Source organism: Klebsiella sp. GL120222-02, assembly GCF_003097195.1.
GTDB classification, from domain to species: domain Bacteria; phylum Pseudomonadota; class Gammaproteobacteria; order Enterobacterales; family Enterobacteriaceae; genus Klebsiella; species Klebsiella variicola.
In genome coordinates this window covers 533,493-553,397 of sequence record NZ_QEQO01000001.1, presented here as the reverse complement: position 1 = coordinate 553,397, position 19,905 = coordinate 533,493, and the positions used below count along the sequence as shown (strand labels likewise).

Sequence of the window (19,905 nt, the reverse complement as noted above, 5' to 3'; positions counted from 1 at the left end):
CGGTAGCAATGATTAACTTAAATCAGTCCCGTTCGTCGCTATAACCTTGCGATACCAATAGAAGGAGTCTTTGCGTAACCGATTCAAAGAACCGTTCCCCTCGTCATCTTGATCTACATAAATAAAACCATAGCGTTTGGTCATTTGCGACGTGCCAGCACTAATAATATCAATTGTTCCCCAACTCGTATACCCTATTAAATCGACACCTTCTTTGACAGCTTCAATCATCTGCTCAAAATGCGCACGGAAATAATTAATACGGTAATCGTCATGAATCTTCCCATCAACCACTGTATCTTTTGCCCCAAACCCGTTTTCAACAATAAATAAAGGGATTTGATATCGATCGTAAAGCTCCAGTAGCGAAATTTTAAGCCCTACAGGATCTATTTGCCATCCCCATTCAGAAGCCGGTAGATGAGGGTTTTTTACACCCATGATAGTATTTCCTGCCGTGCGCTCTGCATCGGACTGAACAGATTCCGTGATGGACATATAATAACTGAATGAAAGGAAATCTACAGTATAGCGACGTAACGTTTCCAAATCATCCGGCTGCATTTTTATCTTGATATTCCGCAGCTCCAGGTCCCGCTTAATTAATGGTGGATATTCGCCTTTAATCTGAACATCTGAATAAAAATAGTTTTCGAGATTTTTTTTCAGAGTGGCTTCCACGTCAGCAGGATGACAGGTCAGTGGGTACGTTGTTAACTTAGTAAGCATGCATCCGACCTGGCTGCCAGGAATCTTTTCATGGCAGTCTCTTGTCGCTAACGCCGAAGCAACAAACTGATGATGCAACGCCTGATAAATATCCTGCGTGCTTTCTCCTGGTAGACTTTTCTCTTCGCGGACACCGGCAGTCGTAAAAGGATGCCGATGAATGCTATCAATTTCGTTGAATGTTAACCAGTAACGTACCAAATTCTTGTAACGGTCAAAGCACACATTTGAATAGCGTACAAACGCATCAACAACATTTCGGTGGACCCAGCCATTATATTTCTCACTCAATGCTAATGGCATTTCATAATGTGAGAGCGTAACCAATGGCTCAATGCCAAGTCTGCGCATTTCAGTGAACATATTTTCATAGAACTGTAATCCCTTTTCATTCGGTTGCTCATCTTCACCTGTTGGGAAGATTCGTGACCACGCGATTGATACGCGCAGGACTTTTATACCCATTTCGGCAAAAAGCGCTAAGTCTTCTTTGTAACGATGATAAAAATCGATGCCTCTGCGTTTAGGGTAATTTTGATCATTCTTCCCCTCAAGCGCATCACTCACGTTTTGATCAGATACGGCCATATGGCCGGCATAATCGTTCGTGCTCAGATGCGCCTTATAGGCAACTGCATCTGCAACGGAAGGCCCTTTGCCGTCAACGTTCCATGCACCCTCTGCCTGATTGGCTGCAATGGCTGCACCCCATAAAAAATTCTTGGGAAGAATAGATTTCGACATAATATTAAGCCTCTTTTAATGAAAAAATATTAAACTGCTGGAGTGTATTGGTATGATCGTTCGACGGCTTCATCATAAAACGATCGCTATTGGTAATAACCATTATTACAACTGGGTCATAACCCGCTTTAGTTATTTCATCAATATCAAATTCGATTAATAGTTCACCCGCTTTAACGTGTTGGCCATCTGTAATTTTCGGGTGAAAGCCTTGACCGTTCATTTGTATCGTATCAATTCCTATATGAAAGATAACCTCTACTCCATGGGTAGTCATCATGCTGGCTGCATGGCCACTTTCGAACACATGCTCAATAACGCCATCGGCAGGTGCATAGAGTGCTCCCACAGTTGGAACGATAGCGATACCATCCCCCATGATTTTTGAAGAAAATACATCGTCGTTGACCTCTGTCAGGGGGATGACTTTCCCTTCAACCGGACTGGTAAAGGTAAAGTCATTCATTAAGACTGGATTAGCAGTGACTTCAGTCTTCTCAAATTTGGGCATGTCCTCCTCTGGATGGGGCGTTGCTGTTTTTTCTTTCCAGAAGAATAATGTTGATAAAAATGCCAGGCAGAATGAAACAAGTGCGCCGATGATTGCATATATCAAACTGGTTGGATTATCCGGTGACGCAAAAATTGAGATACTGGCAAGGCTCGGCGCTACAATTGCATAAGCTGAGACCATCATAAATCCCATGAAGGAGCCACCGACCATTGCCCCCAGCATCACGGAGATCAGTACTGGCCTATGCAGTAAAGTAATCCCGTAAAGTGCAGGTTCAGTAATGCCAAACAGCGCTGATATTCCAGAGGAAAGAGCAGTCCCTTTAAACATTTTATCTTTGCTTTTTAGCGAAACGGCAAGGCAGGCTCCTGCTTCAGCGATATTGTGAGCTAAGGAAGCTGGGTTATACAATGATTCTTTACCTGTTTGCCCCATTGACATTATGGCATAAGGGAGGAAAGGTTTATGCATACCGGCCGCTACAATAAATGGCAGTCCGCCAGCAAGTAAGCCTGTTGCGATGAATCCAAATTTGCCATGCATCCAAAGGATCAGATGCGTTAACAGAGACCCCATTTCAAAACCTAATGGTCCAAGGATAAGCAATGTGACGGGGACCGTCGTAACCAGCGATAACATGGGCGATAAGAAACCACGTAACGCATTAGGCGTATAACGATTAAAAAGAGATTCCGTTTGTGCATAAAAAATAACACAGAGAATTGCGGGAAACACCTGCGCTGCATAGGAGACGTTCGTAATATCGAAAGTCATTAACGTTGCACCTTGTTTTGCCAGGGTAGTAAATGTGGGCAACAACAAGACTGAGACAGCAGTCAATGCAACTAATGGATTAACTTTAAGCTTATTCGCAGTAGTGATGGCGATAAGTAAGGGTAAAAAATAAATAGGCGCGGTTCCGATGCAGTCCAAAATTTGATATGTCGAACTGTCTTTAGTCAGCCATCCAGCCATATTCAAAATAATTAAAATGGATTTCAGCACGCCGCCACCTGCAATTGCAGGTATGAGTGGTTGAAAGATACTGATAACAAAATCAATCAACCATGCATTCCATTTTTTCTTGGTTACTGGTTTCTGTTTCGCGTCAGCATCATTAGCCATTAACGATCTAATCGCATCAAACACTTTAACAACGTCTTTGCCAATGACTATCTGACACTGCACATTTGTCACGACACCCATTACATCAGGTAATTTTTTGAGGTCAGACACTTCAACTTTAGCATTGTCATACAAGCTTAAGCGTAATCTGGTTGAGCAATGTTCAATGTGTTCGATGTTGCCTGCTCCGCCGACTAATTTGAGAATTGTACGCCCAGTATTTAGATGATCCATAAGTTGCCTCATGAGCAAAAAAAAAGACCTGAAATTCTCACCCCAAATCAGGGGGAGAATTTCAGGTCTTGCCTGCATTACCAGTTACACGCCTGTACTACATATTTGCCAACAATATACTATATACATAGTTACAGGCAATAAAATTAACCCATCTTTTGTCAAAATGTGACAGTTATCACATAATAATCCTCGTAAATGACTACGATATAAAACCCTCCCAGGAGTATTTTCTTCCTGTATTATATTTCCTTTATATTAACCGATAGTTACCACCACACCTCAGCCTGAGCGCCAATAGACAATTGATCTTTTTTATTATCGTTGAATGTATAATTCGATATCTCGTTTTGGTTTGCCCGGATATACGTTGTATAGAACCGAATTTCTGGCCTTGAGGTTAGGATTGATGTATTAACTTTGAGCGCATGATACAATGTTGTTTTGTAACCGGATTCACTATATGTCTGCTCTTGAGTTTTGTTATCCTGTCTAAACCATCCGAGTTCTACCCCGGTCTGGTTGAATTTATCCCAGATATAAGCAGGACGGATGACACTTCGATAACTTTCAAAATCTGTATGAGCACCAGTATCATAGCTAAATATATCATTACCATTTGAATATACTAGTGCGTGTGCAACAATAGTGTTTTCCGTGGGGTAAAATTCCCCTTGTGAAATTATTCTGAATGCCTTGCCATTTGTGTGATTTCCATAATAGTTATCACCACTCCCAAATGTTGGGTTTGCTCCAGAAATTTTTGCAAAAGAACTGGCAATAGAATTATTGGCAGCTTGGAGGGTTAATTCGTCATAACCTCCTGCGTCAAACTTCTGCCTTAAAATCGCACCTACCAGCCAGGCATCTTTTACATGATAATACTGACCATCAGCCTCCCCTGACTTCACGACGTCTGATTTGTTTGCCATGTTATAGCGCCCATCAAGTTCAAATGTTGCCTTGTCCCATAATGGAATTTCACGATAACGTATATCAAGCGCATTCGTATTGATCTGTAATGAATTTCCTGATGTATCATAATCAAGAGCGCGCGCGTTCAGGTCCTGCCGCACTACAGCAACGTTAAATTTGCCTGGACCCATTTTCCAGTTTTCTATACCGAGCCCTGCTCCGCTTTCTGTTCTGACGCTTTTCCAGTCAAGCATCTGTATCTCATACTTAGGCAGATAGTGCTTACCTACCCAAAAATCAGCTTCAGGGGCAAAATTAAGAAATCCCTTCGTCGTGAGATAGATATCAGAAAATTGTAAGTTACTCTCTGTATCTTTATCAAAGACTGCATTGTTGTATTGCTCACCCACATTGCCATCCAGCATAACGACAGCATGTGCAGTTTTACCATCCTGGTCGTACACTTTCTGCTTGAGTTGAAGATCGAACCATGAGGTATATTCATTGCCGAAACGGCCAAGAGATCCAATAGCATACTCTTTTGGCGATCCATGATTAGCCGTTCCCCAACCAGAACGGAAATAGCCATTGTACGAAAACCCAATATCGTTTTTAACAAAGTCACTAATTTCTTTCAATGTAAGATCATTATTAACTTTAGTTGTGGCACTATTGCCTGTTTTGTTGCTAGTACTCGATGTTGCTGCAATAGTTGAAGTGGCAGAATTTGTTGTTGGTTGATTTTTTTCATCTGCTGAACTGACCGGGTTTCTGTTTGTTTTATCAGCTTGCTTATACCTGGTTAATTCTGCTTTTGTGCTTTTTAATTCTGCAGTGTTTTCCTGGAGTTGTTTTTCAAGCAAAGCCAGTCTCTCTTCCACTGTTAAACTCTGTCCATAAGCATTGCTGAACATGGCAGAGATAAGGCAAAATAGAATAGTCTTGTTCATATTTTAAATATTCTCATGTAGATTACAGGGGTAAAGCGTATATTAAAATAAAATCATACCTCACCTTCCCAGGGTAGAAATATATATAGTAAGCAAGCCTATTTAGCCTGATCATTTCATAGCTATTTGACTCCAGCGAAATGGATCGATGCTTAACATTAATATTGAGTTCTGAAATGAAAAATTGTTTTCAAAAAAATTATTTGCTTGTTGTCACTCCTTTAACTGTGCCGATTCGCAACGTGAACGGAGACTTCTCTTGTCTTATCTCGTCACAACAGTTCTGTTTTTACAAATGAACCCAAATGACCGCCCTGCCCGATAAAAGTAAGCTTGACGCTATTTGGATTATCAGGAGCAGCATTTTTCTTCATTTAAGCTAAGCTGTCGTCGGGTAGAACCATGTTCAATATGTTCAAAATTGCTTGCCCCGCTGTTCAATTTACGTATTTTCTGCGCTGTTTTTTTGGAATCCATTTGCCACCCCAGAAGCAAAAAAAAAGACCTGAGATGAGCAATGAATAGGTCTAAATTCATCGCTCATCTCAGGTCTTGCCTGTTTTACCAGTTACACGCCTGTCGTTCTGCCCGTGTATTTAAATATTTTGTAGGAGGGTTTTACAATAGCTTACTTTGAATTTTTTTTAAAATGTGACATGTCTTACAAATTTCAACCGTTGCCGGATGCGAATTAAACGACGTTTCTCAACAGCAAAAGCGGGATAAACCCTACCCGCACCGGGTTTCTGTCCCTGTAATATGCCCATGGCATCGCTGTGTAACACCTGAAGAGTGTCAGGATATTTCTGGCACTCTTCAGAGAGAACACCTGAACTGGCCGGGCTTATGTGTTAGCGTTTTCCTGCTGCCGGGGAGTTTTCGCCATTGCGGCTTTTGACTTACTGCTGGAGTAAATGAAGAACAGCGCGATACCCAGGCAGATAATGGCGCCGATTCGGCTCATCGAGAATGGAATCGACGCATTGCCCAGCCAGCCGAAGTTATCGATCAGCATGCTCATGGTTAACTGGCCAAAAATGACAGCGACCGTAGCCACTGCCGCGCCAATACGCTGGACGGCCAGTACCATAATGACGATATACGGTACGCCAAACATTGCGCCCAGCAGCTGCCATTTAGGCACGTCCATCAACGTCAGGGAGTGTTTGGGTTCGAAGAAGAAGATCAGCAGCCCCGTCACCAGGGCGCCGACAGAAAATGTCAGGAACGCGCTTTTAAATACGCCGACCTTGCTGCCCAGCTGGCCATTGATAGCCGCCTGGATACTCAGCATGGCGCCACCGGCAACGGCGAGCAGAATCATGATAATAGTCATAATGTTACTTTACCCCTGTGCAACCATAACCAGCGCTGCAATGATGAAAATCAGCGCAATGATACGCTTACTGTCAATTTTCCGGCGCGACGTACCGAGCAGACCGAAGTGATCAATAATCAGGCTCTTGAACACCTGGCCTGCCAGGATGCCGATCATAGTCATGGCGATGCCAATTGCCGGCGTTACCACGGTCAGGATGATGACGTAAATCGGCCCAAGCACGCCACCAAGCAGCTGCCACGCTGGTTGCGCAAAGAATGACGGGCTGTTACGCGGGCTGAAAAAAAGCATCAGCAGGAAGGTCAGCGCCGCGCCCACGCCAAATATGCTGAAGGTAGCCCAGAGGTCACCGACCTCCCCACCCAGTGGCCCGAGCAATCCTGCCTCTATGGACAGTCCCATGCCTCCGGCAATGACGATAAAAATCAATATTAGTTGCATAGCAATCAGTCTCCCAAAGTCCAGGCGGAGAAGATTACGACTTAACATGGATGAGAAAAATGCCATAATGAGATAAACACCTGTGCAGGATATGCATTAATGAATGGCCTTGGGAACATCAGTATTCGCGCCCTGCTGATTTTTATAGACGTTTATGAAACGCAGAATTTCTCTGTGGTGGCCCGGCGGGAAGGGATATCGGCCTCTCAGGTATCACGCGTCATCCATCAGATGGAGGATGTGCTCGGGCAGCAGCTTTTTTACCGCAATACCCGGGCTATAATCCCGACGGAAAGCGGCCATCTTTTTATCCGCTATGCGCGTGCGATGACGGGCAGCATGGAAGAGGCGCGGCGGGAACTCAATGAGAGAACGCTTGAGCCTTCCGGAATGGTCCGCATAAACGCACCGGTGTTCTTTGGACAGCGCCATGTCGCACCCGCGTTACCCGGCCTGACGGAGCGATACCCGAAGCTTAGTATTGAGCTTACGCTGACGGATGATTACATCGATCCGCACCGGGAGCCGGCTGACGTGATTTTCCGGATTGGCGTGCTGACGGATTCCGCCTTTCATGCGCGCGTGTTTGGCCAGCAGTTCTATCATCTTGCCGCGTCACCGGATTATATCCGCCGGCACGGCATGCTGGGATCACCCGAAGAGCTCGCGCGACATCAATGCCTGGTCTATCGCGGTTCGTCAGGACCAAACCAATGGCTGCTGCGCAGGCGCGGAGAGGAATGGGTGCACTACCCCGTCTCGCCCCTGATGTCATCGAATAATGCGGAAACCCTGCTGATTGCCGCACTTGGGGGGATGGGGATTGTGCTGTTTCCTGACTGGCTGATTGGAGACCGGCTGAAGAGCGGCGAGCTGGTCGGACTGCTGCCGGAGCTGGATACATCCATAAAAACGGAGCCACAGCACATCGCGGCAATCTATCCGAATGCCCGCCACCCTCCGCTGAACGTGCGGGCGATTATCGATTACTACCTGGACGCGTTCGGTTCACCGCTTTACTGGCAGTCTGAATAAGACAGGCGACTTTATGGCTCGTCTCGAAGTTAACTTCCGTTTCTGGCGCAGAGCACACGCGTTAAATGCGCTTAAGGTCTGTTTTGAGTGAAGAACGGACCACACTATCTAAAGAAAGATATCGCTGATAATGTTGGGACCGCTCATGTTAAAAAAGGTATGCCATTTCTTTTCATTGACGAGAACAAAGGGATTTTCATGGTTGAGGTTGAGGAAATAAAAAAGAAGTATCCCGGCGCAGACGCCTGGCAAATGGGTGACAGCCCGGAGCTGGCCAACCAGCTTGCGGAACTGATCAAAATAGGCAGAAAAACAGCCTCTTGCGGATCTTTTGCCTCTTACCAGCAGGAAAAATCTGCTCCGAGGATAGGGAGTTATCACATTATTCTTGATGGCCAGAATGTTCCAGTTTGCGTGATCAGACTGATTTCGATGCAGCTGGTTCGTTTTTGTGATGTGACTGAAGCGTTCGCCCGCAAAGAAGGTGAAGGCGATTTAAGCCTTGAATACTGGAAGAGAGAGCATCAGAGATTTTTCAGCTCTGAAGGTCATTTTTCTGAGGATATGGAGTTGATCGCAGAAGAATTTGAAGTGGTTGAGGTGCTGTAAGGCAAGGTCAACGGGTTGACGTTTTATCACTGGCCACTGATAACACTGTTCGCTTCTGGCGCGGAGCGGACAAGCTGTCGAGCTAAAGGTCCGCATTGAGCAAGGAGCGGACGTGCCAGCTATAATTGGTAATAAAATGAGAGTAGAACTATTCTGATTTGTTTAAAAAAACATTTTTATATCCAAGGGAAAAATATTTTTATGCTATCTTACATGCTATCTCAATATGCCAGGCTACCTGTGCCTGAAGTTACTCTACGTTCATGGTTAAAACAATGGTTGTCAGAGCAGGAATCGAGGTGTACGGACAGAAGTTTCTCGGCGCGATTTCCCTGGAGAGAAACTGGATTATGTCAGGAATATTTTTTACAACGAAAACTCAAAATTGATGGAAAGCAATTTCTTACTGGCCCCCGTTATCAGGGCGGAAATATTAACAAACCTTTTATTGATATTGTAGGTATGGATTCTGACCTAAATCATACTGCATTAGAACTCATTAGTAAGGAATGGTCACAACTCAGAGCTCAGTATGTCCGCATTCTTGTGCCAGGCCAGTCCTTCCCGCAGGGAATTCCCGACCAGTATATATATGCCACCTCTTTTTCTGAACCCCCTGAATTCAATGATAAATCTCTTACTTTGCAAGTGGCGACATACGAAGATTTTGACTGGTGTTGTCAGGCTCTGGGCGATGCCTATAAGCATACATGGCAGACAGTTCGCGAACTGTCTGCAAGCAATTTGGTAGCAGTTGATGACGAAGAGTTGTGTGACCATATTTCTGAGAGAGAAGTATATATTATCTATGAAAACGATGTTCGCGCCGGGTTGCTAATATGCCAGAAAGGAAACCTCGCTTTTCTGAGAGGATATCGTATTACTGACAAAGTAATACTTCCTGCTTTTCGCGGTCGATCATTGTCGGCCCGAGCGCAACGCCTGCTGTACCGATTATTAACTCATTCCGATTCGGAACTATCTTTGTATATGGGCACAATTATTCCGGAGAATATACCCTCAATGAAAACTGCTGAAAGAGCGGGACGAACTTGCATCCTAAGTTATCAATTTCTACCCATCTGCAGCACCCACGACTAACAGCAATGCTAATTTATCTTCAGCCTACTTCCGCTTTTGGCACACAGGGGACGTCCAGGGCCCGGGAGTACTCCCCTGGACGCATTAATGGACGGTATGTGATTGTTGTGCAGGCTATCATATGGCTTGAGGTACAGCAGAATCAGGCTTCGTAGCAATGAGTCGGCTCACAGCGTCCGGAATCCACCCGGTGCCGTAAATCACCGCAAGGTCTGTCATAAGGTAATTTCATCACGCATCGCGACACCTTTTTTCTTTACGCAGGCCTTCTCTTTCACGGTTTGTCAGAACTGTGGACCGCAGTAATCTCCACTCCGTGCTTTAATCAATGAGAGTGTGTCGGGTGCAAATTAAACTACCTTTCTCAACAGCAAAGGCGGGATACCCCTACCCTCGCAGGGTTTCTGCGTCTGGTAATATGCCCATGACAGTCTCAAAGACCGCTTTGAGGGTTTCCCGGTTTAAGGCACAAAATCGCGTGGCGTTGACCCCAGAATGCAGCGAAAAGCAGCGGTAAATGCCGCCGGGCATGAGAAACCAAGCTGGTAAGCGACCTGTTTGATTGGAACGTCGTTCGCGAGAAGATCCAACGAAGCGCAAATTCTGGCTCTCTGCTTCCATGTTCTAAAACTAAAGCCTGTATCCTTCATAAACAAGCGGGAAAAGGTCCGTTCCGACATGGCCGACATAAAAGCCAGCTCGCTCAGCGATGCTTCCCAGCGCTGATTGACCAGTAGCGATCTGGCCGCGCTAAATAATCGCTCATCATTCGGCATGGGAAGCGCCATCGTTAAAGGTGGAGCCTCGCTGAGAATTTCCAGAAGCAACAAAGCTATCTTCCGTTGACTCGGTCTGGCGTAGTCCTCACTGAACAGCCCAGCGATAAGTTCTTTGACTAACGGCGTAGCCGTGATCACATGTACCTGCTGACTCTTCGTAAAGCTCGTACATTCTGCGATAAGGCTACTGCTGAAATAGATCGCCCTGAGATCGGTTTGTGAAAGCAGATGATAACTATGGATATGCAAAGGCGGTAGCCATAATGCCCGCTGAGGAGGGATCACCCAACGGTCGCTCTCTGTTTGCACCAGCATAACCCCTCTGGTGGCGAAGAGTAGCTGCCCCTCAACATGATGATGGGGAGGATCTACCTCGCCGCGTTGATAGCTTATCGCAGTACTGGACCAGCCTGTGGCCTCATCATGTCTTGGCGCTTTATCTATACTACCTGGCATTTCAGATTTAGCCCCTGCCATTATCATATCGAAACTGGAACCACCCGGAGTAGAGCCTTAGGCAATGGGTGCGTGACTTATCATTTTGATCATCAAAGATATTACAGGAGCTTAACCTCATGCGTGTACACTTTATCGTACATGAAAGTTTTGAAGCCCCGGGCGCATATGAAACCTGGGCAATAAACCAGGGTCATGATGTAACTTACTCACGCGTCTATGCAGGCGATCGGCTACCTGCTGACGCCGTAGGCATCGATTTTCTTATCGTTATGGGCGGTCCGCAAGATCCGGACACCACGCTTGAAGCGTGCCTGCACTTTAATGCTAAAGCGGAACAGGCGCTGATTGCTTCCGCGGTTAAAACCGGTAAGGCGGTGATCGGTATCTGCCTGGGTTCACAGCTAATCGGTGAAGCGCTGGGCGCGCCGTTCTCTCATAGCCCGGAAAAAGAGATTGGTAAATTCCCGATCACATTGACCGAAGACGGCAGGAAGGATGAGATGTTCTCTCACTTTGGGGAAACACTGGCAGTGGGTCACTGGCATAACGACATGCCAGGTTTGACGCCAGAGGCCAAAATTATTGCTTACAGCGAAGGCTGTCCGCGGCAGATCGTTGCCTATTCAGACCGCGTCTTTGGTTTCCAGTGCCACATGGAGCTCACATTGGACGTTGTAGAACGGTTGATCGCTCATTCTGAGAAAGACCTGAGCCGTGCAGCAGAATATCGTTTCGTTGACACGCCTGAAGCGCTCCGGGCGCACGATTACAGTGAAATGAATCAAGTTCTTTTTGGCTTTTTGGATAAGCTGGAAGCACGTTACAAAGCAGCGCAAGCATAATGTCATGCTCGGTGAGCTTGCCATCGGTTTTGATTTTAATGTCCGCTCCTGGCACAAAGCAGACAAGCTACCTGAGTTGAAGGTCTGCTATGAGCGAGGAGCGGACATAACAAACGCAATTTTTCAACTTAACTGCATCATCCAACGATGAATTTGAATCAATTGATTAAATTTATTTCGGATTGAACTATCAATATTATCTTTAATTATTAATGGAGACCATATTGTTAAATGAGGGGAAACTGGCATGGTACGGACTAGAACACTATCATTTTTGTTTACCATCGTAACATCCTGGATATTCCTTCCTTTATAACCACGTTCTTTATCCAAGCAATTTAAAGCTTCATTTAAAATACACCTCCATTCTCCATGAGTCAACTCATGAAGGTTAAACTCCTTGCCACCTATATATTTCTCTCTAATTTCAGGTCTAGAAACCACCTGCCAGGCATCTCGATAAAAAGCCATGTTAATTTCATTCTCAGGATCTAAGTCTTGTATTACACTTAACAACCTAGGGGCTGCCAACTCTGATTTAATAAGCTTAGCTATAGGCCAATCTTTATACTTCTTCCCTTCAAGATTAACACCCATACGGATATTATTATTTTGCGGACACACAGAAATATTCCATTGAGCGCCTTCATTCCCATCGCTCATGCCAAAAAATGGTTTATTGAGCTGGCCAAAAGCCCTTCCTTTCACACCCAGAATTTCGCAAAAAGACTGCAAAATCTCTGCATACTCAGCAGATCTGTGTCTGGACAGATAACTGTTATTTTTTCTAACTTTATGGTTTGGGTTAATTATTAATAAGGGTTTCGATTCCAACTCAGTCATTATTTTTATCTCATCTTGATATTCAAAAATTGACATTACTGCTTTGTATGCATCATCTGCGCGCAAATTAAAAAACTCTCTTCTTTTTTGCCGCAATGGACTTAACTTATCGTGAATTAATCTCTCTAGCTTTTTGCAGTCACTAACAAAAATAGAGTGAGAAACTGCCCAAATAAAATCACCTGTTGAGCTTTTATTTATCTCATTGCATCGAGAGGTTGGATCTCTTGTCGTCATTCCAATCTTGCATACAGGTAAGTCAATATCAGAAACTTCCAATATATATACGTATCCGTTCGTTTCGTCAGTCATATTTACCACCTTTTAAATTTTTCACAATACATCCTCATTATGGCGGAAAAAAAATAACAATCAATTACCATTTATTTTAAATACACCCATCGAGAGTTTGATAGGGAGGGTTCGCTCTTGGTACCCAGGGAGCTTTACTGGCGTAGATGATGCGTCAGGCGACTAATCCTCAAAAGTGCTTACTGCTTTTTCGCGGGGCCGCCGTCTGATTTGGGTTGGCTCATGACGACTACTCTTTTAGCTTTTCCCGGTTTCCCCTTTTCAAAGCGCCATTTACTCATCATTTATATGATTTTATGTTCAAACTCCGGAGTCGTTGTCGATTCCAGTATCTTTACATTCTGTACTCTACCATCTGAATCAACATCATACTGAATCCGCAGAACATTCGGCAGGAGGTTTCCGTTCTTATCATGAGTGCTTAATCTCCGGTGCCTAAGCGACAGCTTGCTGCTGATGCTAAGGGGGAGATTCTTCAGTCATTCCTGCGACACAGGGGAGCTTAACACGGAAGCGGCTGAACATAGCGCCAGCAGGGAGGATCCCGGATAGCGATGCGTGACGCCTTATACTGGCTACGCTGTTGGGCTGCTCTTGTTCCGTATTTTTTGCCGGGTGGCGGCTGCGCCTTACCCGGCCTACAAAAACTCGCTAGCTGACTGACTGGCTTGCGCCGCGTTGAGTGTTACATAGTGATGCCAGCTCCTCCCGCTCCTGGCATTGAGCGGACAAACCAGCTGAGCCAAAGGTCCGCCATGAGCGAGGAGCGGAAGTTTGCAACGCCCACAACTACGTTATTAACATTGAGGTATCGTAATCAACGGAGAGAAGGTCAAAGTCATTTTAGCTGCTTCAAGGGATAAGAGTTCGTGGTACTGGAACCGTCAGTATAGAGCTCGGTAATAATTATTTTTTTACCATCAATAGAATATTTGACTGTACTGTCCGCAGGATCATCCCGCCAGCGACCGGTGCTGTCAGGGTTATCAGATGCCCACATAACCTGATCACCTATAAGTTTACACTTTATTGCCCAACGGGTGCCATCGTTCTGTCGGATATAATGTACGTAGGCAATACCTGATTCAACTTTATCCAGTTGCATGATCTTATGGTCACGGCCAAACATCGCAGCAGAAGCCGCCTTGCAAATCTGACCTACCATGACTTTAGAAGCCTGTACCGACGCAGTAAACACCAGTGGAACAAGAAGTAAAAGTTTTTTCATACGGCTCAATCCATTTTGTTTATTTTCAAAAATAACGCTAAATGTATATGTCGGCAATCTAAAGCGTTTCTTGACGCTAATCTAGTGTTGCGATGGCAGGATTGATTAACTTACTCCCTAGCGTAATCTCATGCTCTGCCTGATTGCCAGCTTGTCTCCTTTGGCACACTCCCCGTTGCGATTCACACAGAATGTTGTTAACCACTTCCGCACTTAAGCACAGAAGAAATTCATTCTCAGCAAGGTCCGGGCGGTGCAAAAGCGGACGTTAATTTTGAAGCTTTTAAGATCTACCTGCAGTGGTAACTGGGCATATTGATCATTGCGATTAGACAGCGAACCACTATCCCAGGAGATTTATAGACATTTCCATGCAGCGCAGTTCAGCCTGCGCCAAGGCAGAGGGATACATGCTTTCCTGCATAAGTTTGAAACCATGTTTCTCATAAAAAGTCTGGGCATTAGGTGTTGAGGACAAAGTCAATTGCTCAAAACCACGTTCACGAGCTTCACTTTTGATGGCTTCAATAATCTGACTACCTAACCCTTTACCTGTATATTGAGGTAGCGTAAATATAGCCTCAATACTTCCTGTAGATAGCTCAAGATAGCCTGTAGCTAACAGTCTGCCATCAGGGGCAGCAACAACGAAAAAAGGATTCGCTATAATGACGTTCCTGTAGCTCTCAGGCATTTTTTCCGGGGTCCATGCCGCAATAACCGCATCATCGTAACTGTTCTTACATCCGTAACGTATGGCCTGATTTCGAATGCTCCAGCATTCTTCTGCCTCCACAGGCGCAGCAAGTCTGATCTTCATACCTTTTCCTTGTACGTTTTATTCTGCGAACCATTTACATCTACCATAAAAACTCTAAAGCATACTTTGAGTGAGGCGGCAACGTCCACTCCTTGCACAGAGCGGACATTCCCCTTTGCCGACGTGAAAACCGCTATTGTCTGACCTCATTCTGGTCAGCCGGATGTTTTCTCCCTTCGCCCTACCGGCGGCCTCTATCTCAGTAAAACCTGAATCAGCTGCACGACGATATACACTCCCGCTACCACCTGTATGATCCGAACCCCCCATCTCAGATAGCGCCATTGATAACGTTCGCTGGCATCAGCGGCTTCAATGGCGGGATCATAACGTTTTCTTTTCCTGGTTCTGAATGTATCGAATCCCCACAGGATGAGAAGAAAGATGATGATGATTTTTTCAACGATAAGATGGTTCACAAAGAGAGACTCCGGTCTTCTCACGGTTACAGGCAGAATAGATAAACCGCCTGGATGTAGCCACCACTAAATGTAGGGGTACCTGAAGACGCAAGCCAGGCATTCCCGGATTGTCTGTCTTATGACTACGTTAGCGCATAGCAACGCCATAAAAGCGACATTCATTTCCGACACATGCTGCCGGAGTCCCCTTCCCCGACGCATCAGGCTGGGTGATAAAACGATGGCGGCTGCCCGGTCACGCGGCGGAACATGGTGGCGAAAGAGGACGCATTATCGTATCCAAGAGATAATGCCACTTCGTTCACCGGTTTTCCTGCTATCAACCATGCCAGGGCGCTCACCACGCAGGCTCGCTGACGCCAGGCGGAAAATGACAGGCCCAGTTGCTTCAGGAAATGCCGGCGAAAGGTGCTCTGGCTCATAAACAGCGCCCTGGCCCAGCGTGCCGCAGGATCATGGATAGAGGGGTTAAGCAAAAAAGCCTGACAAAGCGCCAGCAGCGCCGGATGCTGCGGCAACGGAATGTCAAATTCGCGGACCGGCATGGCGGCCAGTTCCAGCAACATCAACTGTATCAGCGTGCGATCGCGTGGGCTGTCGTACAACGGTGGTAAATCCACAGCCTCAAGCAGTAGCTGGCGCAACAGCGGCGAGACGCTGATCACTTCGCAACGACGGTGTTTAATGAAAGCGGCCACATAATCTGGCTCAATATATAAGCTACGCGTGGTCACCCCCACAAATCTGACGGCGTGCACGGTTTCAGGAGGGATCCAGACAGCATGTTGCGGAGGAACCACCCATTCTCCGTCCTGAGTGGTGACATACATCAGTCCGGTCGCGCCATACAGCAGCTGTGCGCGACGATGCTGGTGCGGTGGCAGAATATACCCTTGCGCATAGTCATTGCCTAACGCGACTACTTCGCGATCGAGCCGATCGACCTCGTCAATTTTTACGTTGCGCACACCTGCCCCCCTCTGACCGATTTACAAAGGTAATTGAGCGCTACGCAAATGGGAAGCCGTACGCGACCGGTATAAGCTGCTCGCTCATTTTCAGGGCGGGGATATTCTCTTGAATGATATCGTTATTATTGCGCTGGCAGGCTTTACGACCGGCATTACCACCGTGCTGTTCGGCTTCGGAGGGGGCTTTGTGGTGGTGCCCTTTGTCTATCAACTGATGCTTCGGCAGCCGGAACTCGCGGGAAACGCCATGCATGTCGCGGTGGCTACCTCAACGGCGGTGATGATATTTAACGCCGGCTGGGTCAGCTATCGAAACTGGCGGGCGGGTAAGCTTGCCGCGCAGACGCTGTTTCCGTTGTTATGGTTTATTGCCATTGGGGCGGTGGTCGGCTCCTGTCTGGCGGGGATATTGAGCGAGAAGATCGTTCGCGCGCTGTTTATTCTCTATATGCTGGCAACCATCAGCGATTGTTTGTTGCGCAAAGGTTTTTTCAGGGGCAGCGCTCGGCGTCGGCTGTCCCTGCCAGTAGTCACTGGCGGCGGTATGGTTATCGGTATGATTGCCGCATTGCTGGGCGTGGGTGGCAGCGTCATGACGGTGCCCCTGCTACGGCGACACGGGTATGAGATGCAGGAGTGCGTTAGCGCATCCAACCCGCTTTCTTTGCCCGTGGCGCTATGCGGGGCTGTGACCTATGCCGTCATTGGCTGGCACAGCATTCCGCTGAGCGGATTTCTGGGGTTTATCAGCCTGAAAATTTTAGGCCTGCTCGTCCTGACCGGCTGGGCCGGGATCGTGTTTAGCCGCCGGGCAATCCCTGCGGTACCTGATGTATGGTATGCACGCATCTATGTGCTGCTGCTGTGCCTGGTACTCCTCGCCATGCTCATTCAATAATCAAAATACATCCTGGTGAACCGGTTCAACAGACGCGACCGGGCGGTACCCTCTCCCTGTGGAGAGGGCCAGATGAGTGGCAGCAAGCTACCCGCGATACGGATGGGTTTCGCGCCAGTGGTCGGCGATCTGCTGCCGGGTGCAGACCCACACCTTGTCGTGCTGCTGGATATAGTCAAGGAAACGCTGCAGCGCGCGGAAACGGCCCGGACGCCCAAGCAGTCGGCAGTGCATCCCCACGGACATCATCTTCGGCGCGGTTTCACCCTCGGCGTACAGCACGTCAAAGCTGTCTTTCAGATAGGTATAAAACTGCTCCGCGGTGTTGAACCCCTGGGCGGTGGCGAAGCGCATGTCGTTGGCGTCGAGGGTATAAGGCACGATCAGGTGCGGCCGCTGGCTGCCGTCGCTGCAGGCCACTTCGCTCCAGAAAGGTAAATCATCGCCGTAATAATCGCTGTCGTAGTCAAAGCCGCCGTGCTCCACCACCAGCTGGCGGGTGTTGGGGCTGTCGCGGCCGGTATACCAGCCGGTGGGCGGTTTGCCGAACAGGTCGGTCAACACCTGCACCGCTTTTTGCAGATGCGCGCGCTCCTCGGCAATATCCATGTGCTGATAGTGGATCCAGCGCCAGCCGTGGCTGACCACATCGTAATCCGCGGCCTTGATCGCCGCCACAATCTCCGGGTGCCGCGCCAGCGCCATCGCCACGCCGAAGACCGTCAGCGGCAGCCCGCGCTGGCTGAACTCACGATGGATGCGCCAGAACCCAGCCCGGCTGCCGTACTCATAGAGTGAGTCCATCGACATATGGCGTGCCGGGTAGCTGGCGGCGCCAATAATATCGGACAGGAACTGTTCCGACCCCGCATCGCCATGCAGGACGTGATTCTCAGCGCCTTCCTCGTAGTTGAGGACGAACTGCACCGCGATCCGCGCCCCGCCCGGCCAGCGCGCGTGCGGCGGCTGCCCTGCATAGCCTCGCAGATCGCGAGGATAGTGTTCCTGGTTCTCTCCCATCTCCTGCCCCTTTTAAAATGGATTTAACGACTGAAACTGTCCGCTTAACGCTTTTTTCTCCGGGAACGCTAAGTCCCCGTGCTTGCTGGTCGCCAGGCCCAGCGCGACCAGTGACTCCACCATCTTCACCGCCGCGCTGACGCCATCGATCACTGGCACCTGCAGCTCGCGGGTCAGCTCCTGCGCCAGCGTCGCCATCCCACCGCAGCCAAGGACAATCGCCCCGCTACCATCCTCTTTCAGCGCGCGAATGCAGCGCTCACGCACTTTCTCCTGCGCCAGGCCGCTGCCGTCTTCCAGCGCCAGCACCGGCAAATCAATGGCGTGCAGCGCCGCGCAATGTTGATGAAATCCGTACTGGTGCAGCAAATGACGGGCGATGATCAGCGTGCGCGGCAGCGTGGTCACAATGGAGAAACGAGTAGCGACCATCGTCGCCATATGCATCGCGGCTTCCGCAATGCCGATCACCGGCCCCTGGGCCAGCTCCCGCGCCGCCAGCAGCCCCGGGTCGCCGAAGCAGGCGATCACATGCCCATCCACCCCCTGCTCGCGTCCGGCCTTGATCTGCTCCAGCACGCCGACCGCGGCGATAGCTTCGTCAAAGTGGCCCTCAATTGACGGCACCCCGGCGCGGGGACAGACCGCAAGGATCTCGGTACCCGGCGCAGCGACCGCACGCGCGGCGGCGCCTATCGTTTCAGTCATCGCCAGGCTGGTATTGGGGTTGATCACTTGTATACATATGGCAGACATCACGGCTCCTTGTGGCCGGCGAACAGCCGGGAAAAATCAGGCAGGCTGACGCCATCGCGCTCGAAGCACAGGCTGGCGACAATACGATCAAAATGGTGCATCAGCGCCTCGCTGAGCGGCTGCAGGGCTTTATCCCGTAGCAAACCCACCAGCTGCTGATGATCGTCGCAACGGCAGCCCTGTCGCCAGGGAGCGCCCCAGGCGGCAATCACTAAAGAGGAGCGCTGGCTGAGGCGGGTCACCATCTCGGTGAGCACCGGGTTGCCGGAGATAGCCTGCAGCTGAATATGAAAGTCAGCGGAGTGGCGGATCGCCGCCGGGCCGTCGTGCGCCTCATGGGCCTGCTGTTCACGCTGAATAATGTTCTCCAGCGCCGCCAGATGCGGCGGCTGGCAGCGCGCGATCACATCCGGCAGATTAGCGACCTCAAGCAGCGCCCGGGTACGAAAGATCGCCTGGGACTCTTCCACGCTCGGGCTGGTGACGTGTGCACCACGTTTGGGCGTTAACGTGACCAGTTGCACAGCGGCGAGTCGTTGCAGCACCTTTCTGATGCCGGTGCGACTCACGGCGAACACCTCCGCCAGCGCCTCTTCCGGTAGTTTGCTGCCCGGCGGCAACTGATGTTCGACGATGGCCGTCATCAGCGCCTGGTAAATGCTTTCGTCCTTGTCCTGCAGCGCTGGCGCGGCCTGGAGACGATGTTCATTATTCATTAACCCACTCCGGTTTCACTTATCGATAGCAGATCGTATACATAAAATTTATTTTTTGTATACAAGATTCATCATTCTGGCCTGGATCCTGCAATAGCCTCAG

Annotated in this window: 18 protein-coding genes and 2 pseudogenes; 5 read left to right on the top strand and 15 right to left on the bottom strand. The window is 48.3% G+C overall.

Annotated features, from left to right (window positions below; all coding sequences use genetic code 11):
• Positions 1–12: 12 nt before the first annotated feature.
• The 5 genes from N438_RS02740 to N438_RS02720 all read right to left on the bottom strand — a co-directional run bounded on the left by N438_RS02740 (position 13) and on the right by N438_RS02720 (position 6,991).
• The gene (locus tag N438_RS02740) at positions 13–1,473 is read right to left on the bottom strand and encodes a family 1 glycosylhydrolase (protein WP_116696060.1); all 1,461 of its coding nucleotides are present in this window, start codon (positions 1,471–1,473) and stop codon (positions 13–15) included.
• A 4-nt stretch (positions 1,474–1,477) separates the two neighbouring features.
• Positions 1,478–3,346: a beta-glucoside-specific PTS transporter subunit IIABC gene (locus tag N438_RS02735; RefSeq protein WP_116696160.1), complete on the bottom strand. Its 1,869-nt coding sequence runs from the start codon at positions 3,344–3,346 to the stop codon at positions 1,478–1,480.
• Between the two features lie 269 nt (positions 3,347–3,615).
• Positions 3,616–5,211, bottom strand: coding sequence for a carbohydrate porin (locus N438_RS02730; RefSeq protein ID WP_116696059.1), 1,596 nt, complete (start codon positions 5,209–5,211; stop codon positions 3,616–3,618).
• Positions 5,212–6,055: 844 nt separating this feature from the next.
• Positions 6,056–6,547, bottom strand: coding sequence for a DMT family transporter (locus tag N438_RS02725; protein WP_064166519.1), 492 nt, complete (start codon positions 6,545–6,547; stop codon positions 6,056–6,058).
• 9 nt (positions 6,548–6,556) lie between these two features.
• Entirely contained in the window at positions 6,557–6,991 is a 435-nt protein-coding gene (locus tag N438_RS02720; RefSeq protein WP_004151877.1) for a DMT family transporter, read from the bottom strand.
• Between the two features lie 99 nt (positions 6,992–7,090).
• On the opposite strand from N438_RS02720, the gene N438_RS02715 reads away from it, so the two are divergent.
• The 3 genes from N438_RS02715 to N438_RS02705 all read left to right on the top strand — a co-directional run bounded on the left by N438_RS02715 (position 7,091) and on the right by N438_RS02705 (position 9,736).
• On the top strand, positions 7,091–8,026 hold the full coding sequence (locus N438_RS02715; RefSeq protein WP_038422584.1) for a LysR family transcriptional regulator: 936 nt from the start codon (positions 7,091–7,093) through the stop codon (positions 8,024–8,026).
• Positions 8,027–8,278: 252 nt separating this feature from the next.
• Complete coding sequence (locus N438_RS02710) at positions 8,279–8,635, top strand: ASCH domain-containing protein (protein ID WP_163593177.1); 357 nt, start codon at positions 8,279–8,281, stop codon at positions 8,633–8,635.
• Positions 8,636–8,836: 201 nt separating this feature from the next.
• Positions 8,837–9,736, top strand: coding sequence for a hypothetical protein (locus N438_RS02705; RefSeq protein WP_022065952.1), 900 nt, complete (start codon positions 8,837–8,839; stop codon positions 9,734–9,736).
• Between the two features lie 461 nt (positions 9,737–10,197).
• Here N438_RS02705 and N438_RS02700 read toward each other — a convergent pair whose 3' ends face one another.
• Positions 10,198–10,998, bottom strand: coding sequence for a helix-turn-helix transcriptional regulator (locus N438_RS02700; RefSeq protein WP_171004542.1), 801 nt, complete (start codon positions 10,996–10,998; stop codon positions 10,198–10,200).
• A 92-nt stretch (positions 10,999–11,090) separates the two neighbouring features.
• Between N438_RS02700 and N438_RS02695 the strand changes: the two genes are divergently transcribed.
• Positions 11,091–11,816: a type 1 glutamine amidotransferase gene (locus N438_RS02695; protein ID WP_064144349.1), complete on the top strand. Its 726-nt coding sequence runs from the start codon at positions 11,091–11,093 to the stop codon at positions 11,814–11,816.
• Positions 11,817–11,939: 123 nt separating this feature from the next.
• Here N438_RS02695 and N438_RS02690 read toward each other — a convergent pair whose 3' ends face one another.
• The 6 genes and pseudogenes from N438_RS02690 to N438_RS02665 form a co-directional block, all read right to left on the bottom strand.
• The gene (locus N438_RS02690; RefSeq protein WP_023297653.1) at positions 11,940–12,971 is read right to left on the bottom strand and encodes a GIY-YIG nuclease family protein; all 1,032 of its coding nucleotides are present in this window, start codon (positions 12,969–12,971) and stop codon (positions 11,940–11,942) included.
• Between the two features lie 179 nt (positions 12,972–13,150).
• Positions 13,151–13,396, bottom strand: a pseudogene (locus N438_RS02685) (TonB family protein); the annotation flags it as partial.
• A gap of 413 nt (positions 13,397–13,809) precedes the next feature.
• Positions 13,810–14,199, bottom strand: coding sequence for a hypothetical protein (locus N438_RS02680; RefSeq protein WP_023297654.1), 390 nt, complete (start codon positions 14,197–14,199; stop codon positions 13,810–13,812).
• Positions 14,200–14,542: 343 nt separating this feature from the next.
• Positions 14,543–15,019: a GNAT family N-acetyltransferase gene (locus tag N438_RS02675; RefSeq protein ID WP_023297655.1), complete on the bottom strand. Its 477-nt coding sequence runs from the start codon at positions 15,017–15,019 to the stop codon at positions 14,543–14,545.
• A gap of 194 nt (positions 15,020–15,213) precedes the next feature.
• Positions 15,214–15,438, bottom strand: coding sequence for a hypothetical protein (locus N438_RS02670; protein WP_100750955.1), 225 nt, complete (start codon positions 15,436–15,438; stop codon positions 15,214–15,216).
• Between the two features lie 203 nt (positions 15,439–15,641).
• Positions 15,642–16,409, bottom strand: a complete 768-nt coding sequence (locus tag N438_RS02665) for a helix-turn-helix transcriptional regulator (RefSeq protein WP_016161089.1) — start codon at positions 16,407–16,409, stop codon at positions 15,642–15,644.
• 109 nt (positions 16,410–16,518) lie between these two features.
• On the opposite strand from N438_RS02665, the gene N438_RS02660 reads away from it, so the two are divergent.
• Positions 16,519–17,310 (top strand): sulfite exporter TauE/SafE family protein, encoded by a 792-nt coding sequence (locus N438_RS02660; RefSeq protein ID WP_012541656.1) that lies wholly within the window; start codon positions 16,519–16,521, stop codon positions 17,308–17,310.
• A gap of 87 nt (positions 17,311–17,397) precedes the next feature.
• Here the strand turns inward: N438_RS02660 and puuE are convergent, their stop codons facing one another.
• From puuE to N438_RS02645, 3 genes and pseudogenes are all read right to left on the bottom strand, one after another.
• Positions 17,398–18,330, bottom strand: a complete 933-nt coding sequence (puuE, locus tag N438_RS02655) for an allantoinase PuuE (protein ID WP_032730424.1) — start codon at positions 18,328–18,330, stop codon at positions 17,398–17,400.
• Positions 18,218–19,086 (bottom strand): annotated as a pseudogene (locus N438_RS02650) (aspartate/glutamate racemase family protein); the annotation flags it as partial. The gene puuE and the pseudogene N438_RS02650, both read right to left, overlap by 113 nt.
• Positions 19,086–19,802, bottom strand: a complete 717-nt coding sequence (locus N438_RS02645; protein ID WP_116696058.1) for a GntR family transcriptional regulator — start codon at positions 19,800–19,802, stop codon at positions 19,086–19,088. The gene N438_RS02645 and the pseudogene N438_RS02650, both read right to left, overlap by 1 nt.
• Positions 19,803–19,905: the final 103 nt, after the last annotated feature.

Coding starts and splice junctions, on each gene's coding strand:
- N438_RS02740 (WP_116696060.1), bottom strand. CDS start 1,473: ATGTCGAAATCTATTCTTCCCAAGAATTTTTTATGGGGTGCAGCCATT.
- N438_RS02735 (WP_116696160.1), bottom strand. CDS start 3,346: ATGGATCATCTAAATACTGGGCGTACAATTCTCAAATTAGTCGGCGGA.
- N438_RS02730 (WP_116696059.1), bottom strand. CDS start 5,211: ATGAACAAGACTATTCTATTTTGCCTTATCTCTGCCATGTTCAGCAAT.
- N438_RS02725 (WP_064166519.1), bottom strand. CDS start 6,547: ATGACTATTATCATGATTCTGCTCGCCGTTGCCGGTGGCGCCATGCTG.
- N438_RS02720 (WP_004151877.1), bottom strand. CDS start 6,991: ATGCAACTAATATTGATTTTTATCGTCATTGCCGGAGGCATGGGACTG.
- N438_RS02715 (WP_038422584.1), top strand. CDS start 7,091: ATGAATGGCCTTGGGAACATCAGTATTCGCGCCCTGCTGATTTTTATA.
- N438_RS02710 (WP_163593177.1), top strand. CDS start 8,279: ATGGGTGACAGCCCGGAGCTGGCCAACCAGCTTGCGGAACTGATCAAA.
- N438_RS02705 (WP_022065952.1), top strand. CDS start 8,837: ATGCTATCTTACATGCTATCTCAATATGCCAGGCTACCTGTGCCTGAA.
- N438_RS02700 (WP_171004542.1), bottom strand. CDS start 10,998: ATGATAATGGCAGGGGCTAAATCTGAAATGCCAGGTAGTATAGATAAA.
- N438_RS02695 (WP_064144349.1), top strand. CDS start 11,091: ATGCGTGTACACTTTATCGTACATGAAAGTTTTGAAGCCCCGGGCGCA.
- N438_RS02690 (WP_023297653.1), bottom strand. CDS start 12,971: ATGACTGACGAAACGAACGGATACGTATATATATTGGAAGTTTCTGAT.
- N438_RS02680 (WP_023297654.1), bottom strand. CDS start 14,199: ATGAAAAAACTTTTACTTCTTGTTCCACTGGTGTTTACTGCGTCGGTA.
- N438_RS02675 (WP_023297655.1), bottom strand. CDS start 15,019: ATGAAGATCAGACTTGCTGCGCCTGTGGAGGCAGAAGAATGCTGGAGC.
- puuE (WP_032730424.1), bottom strand. CDS start 18,330: ATGGGAGAGAACCAGGAACACTATCCTCGCGATCTGCGAGGCTATGCA.
- N438_RS02645 (WP_116696058.1), bottom strand. CDS start 19,802: ATGAATAATGAACATCGTCTCCAGGCCGCGCCAGCGCTGCAGGACAAG.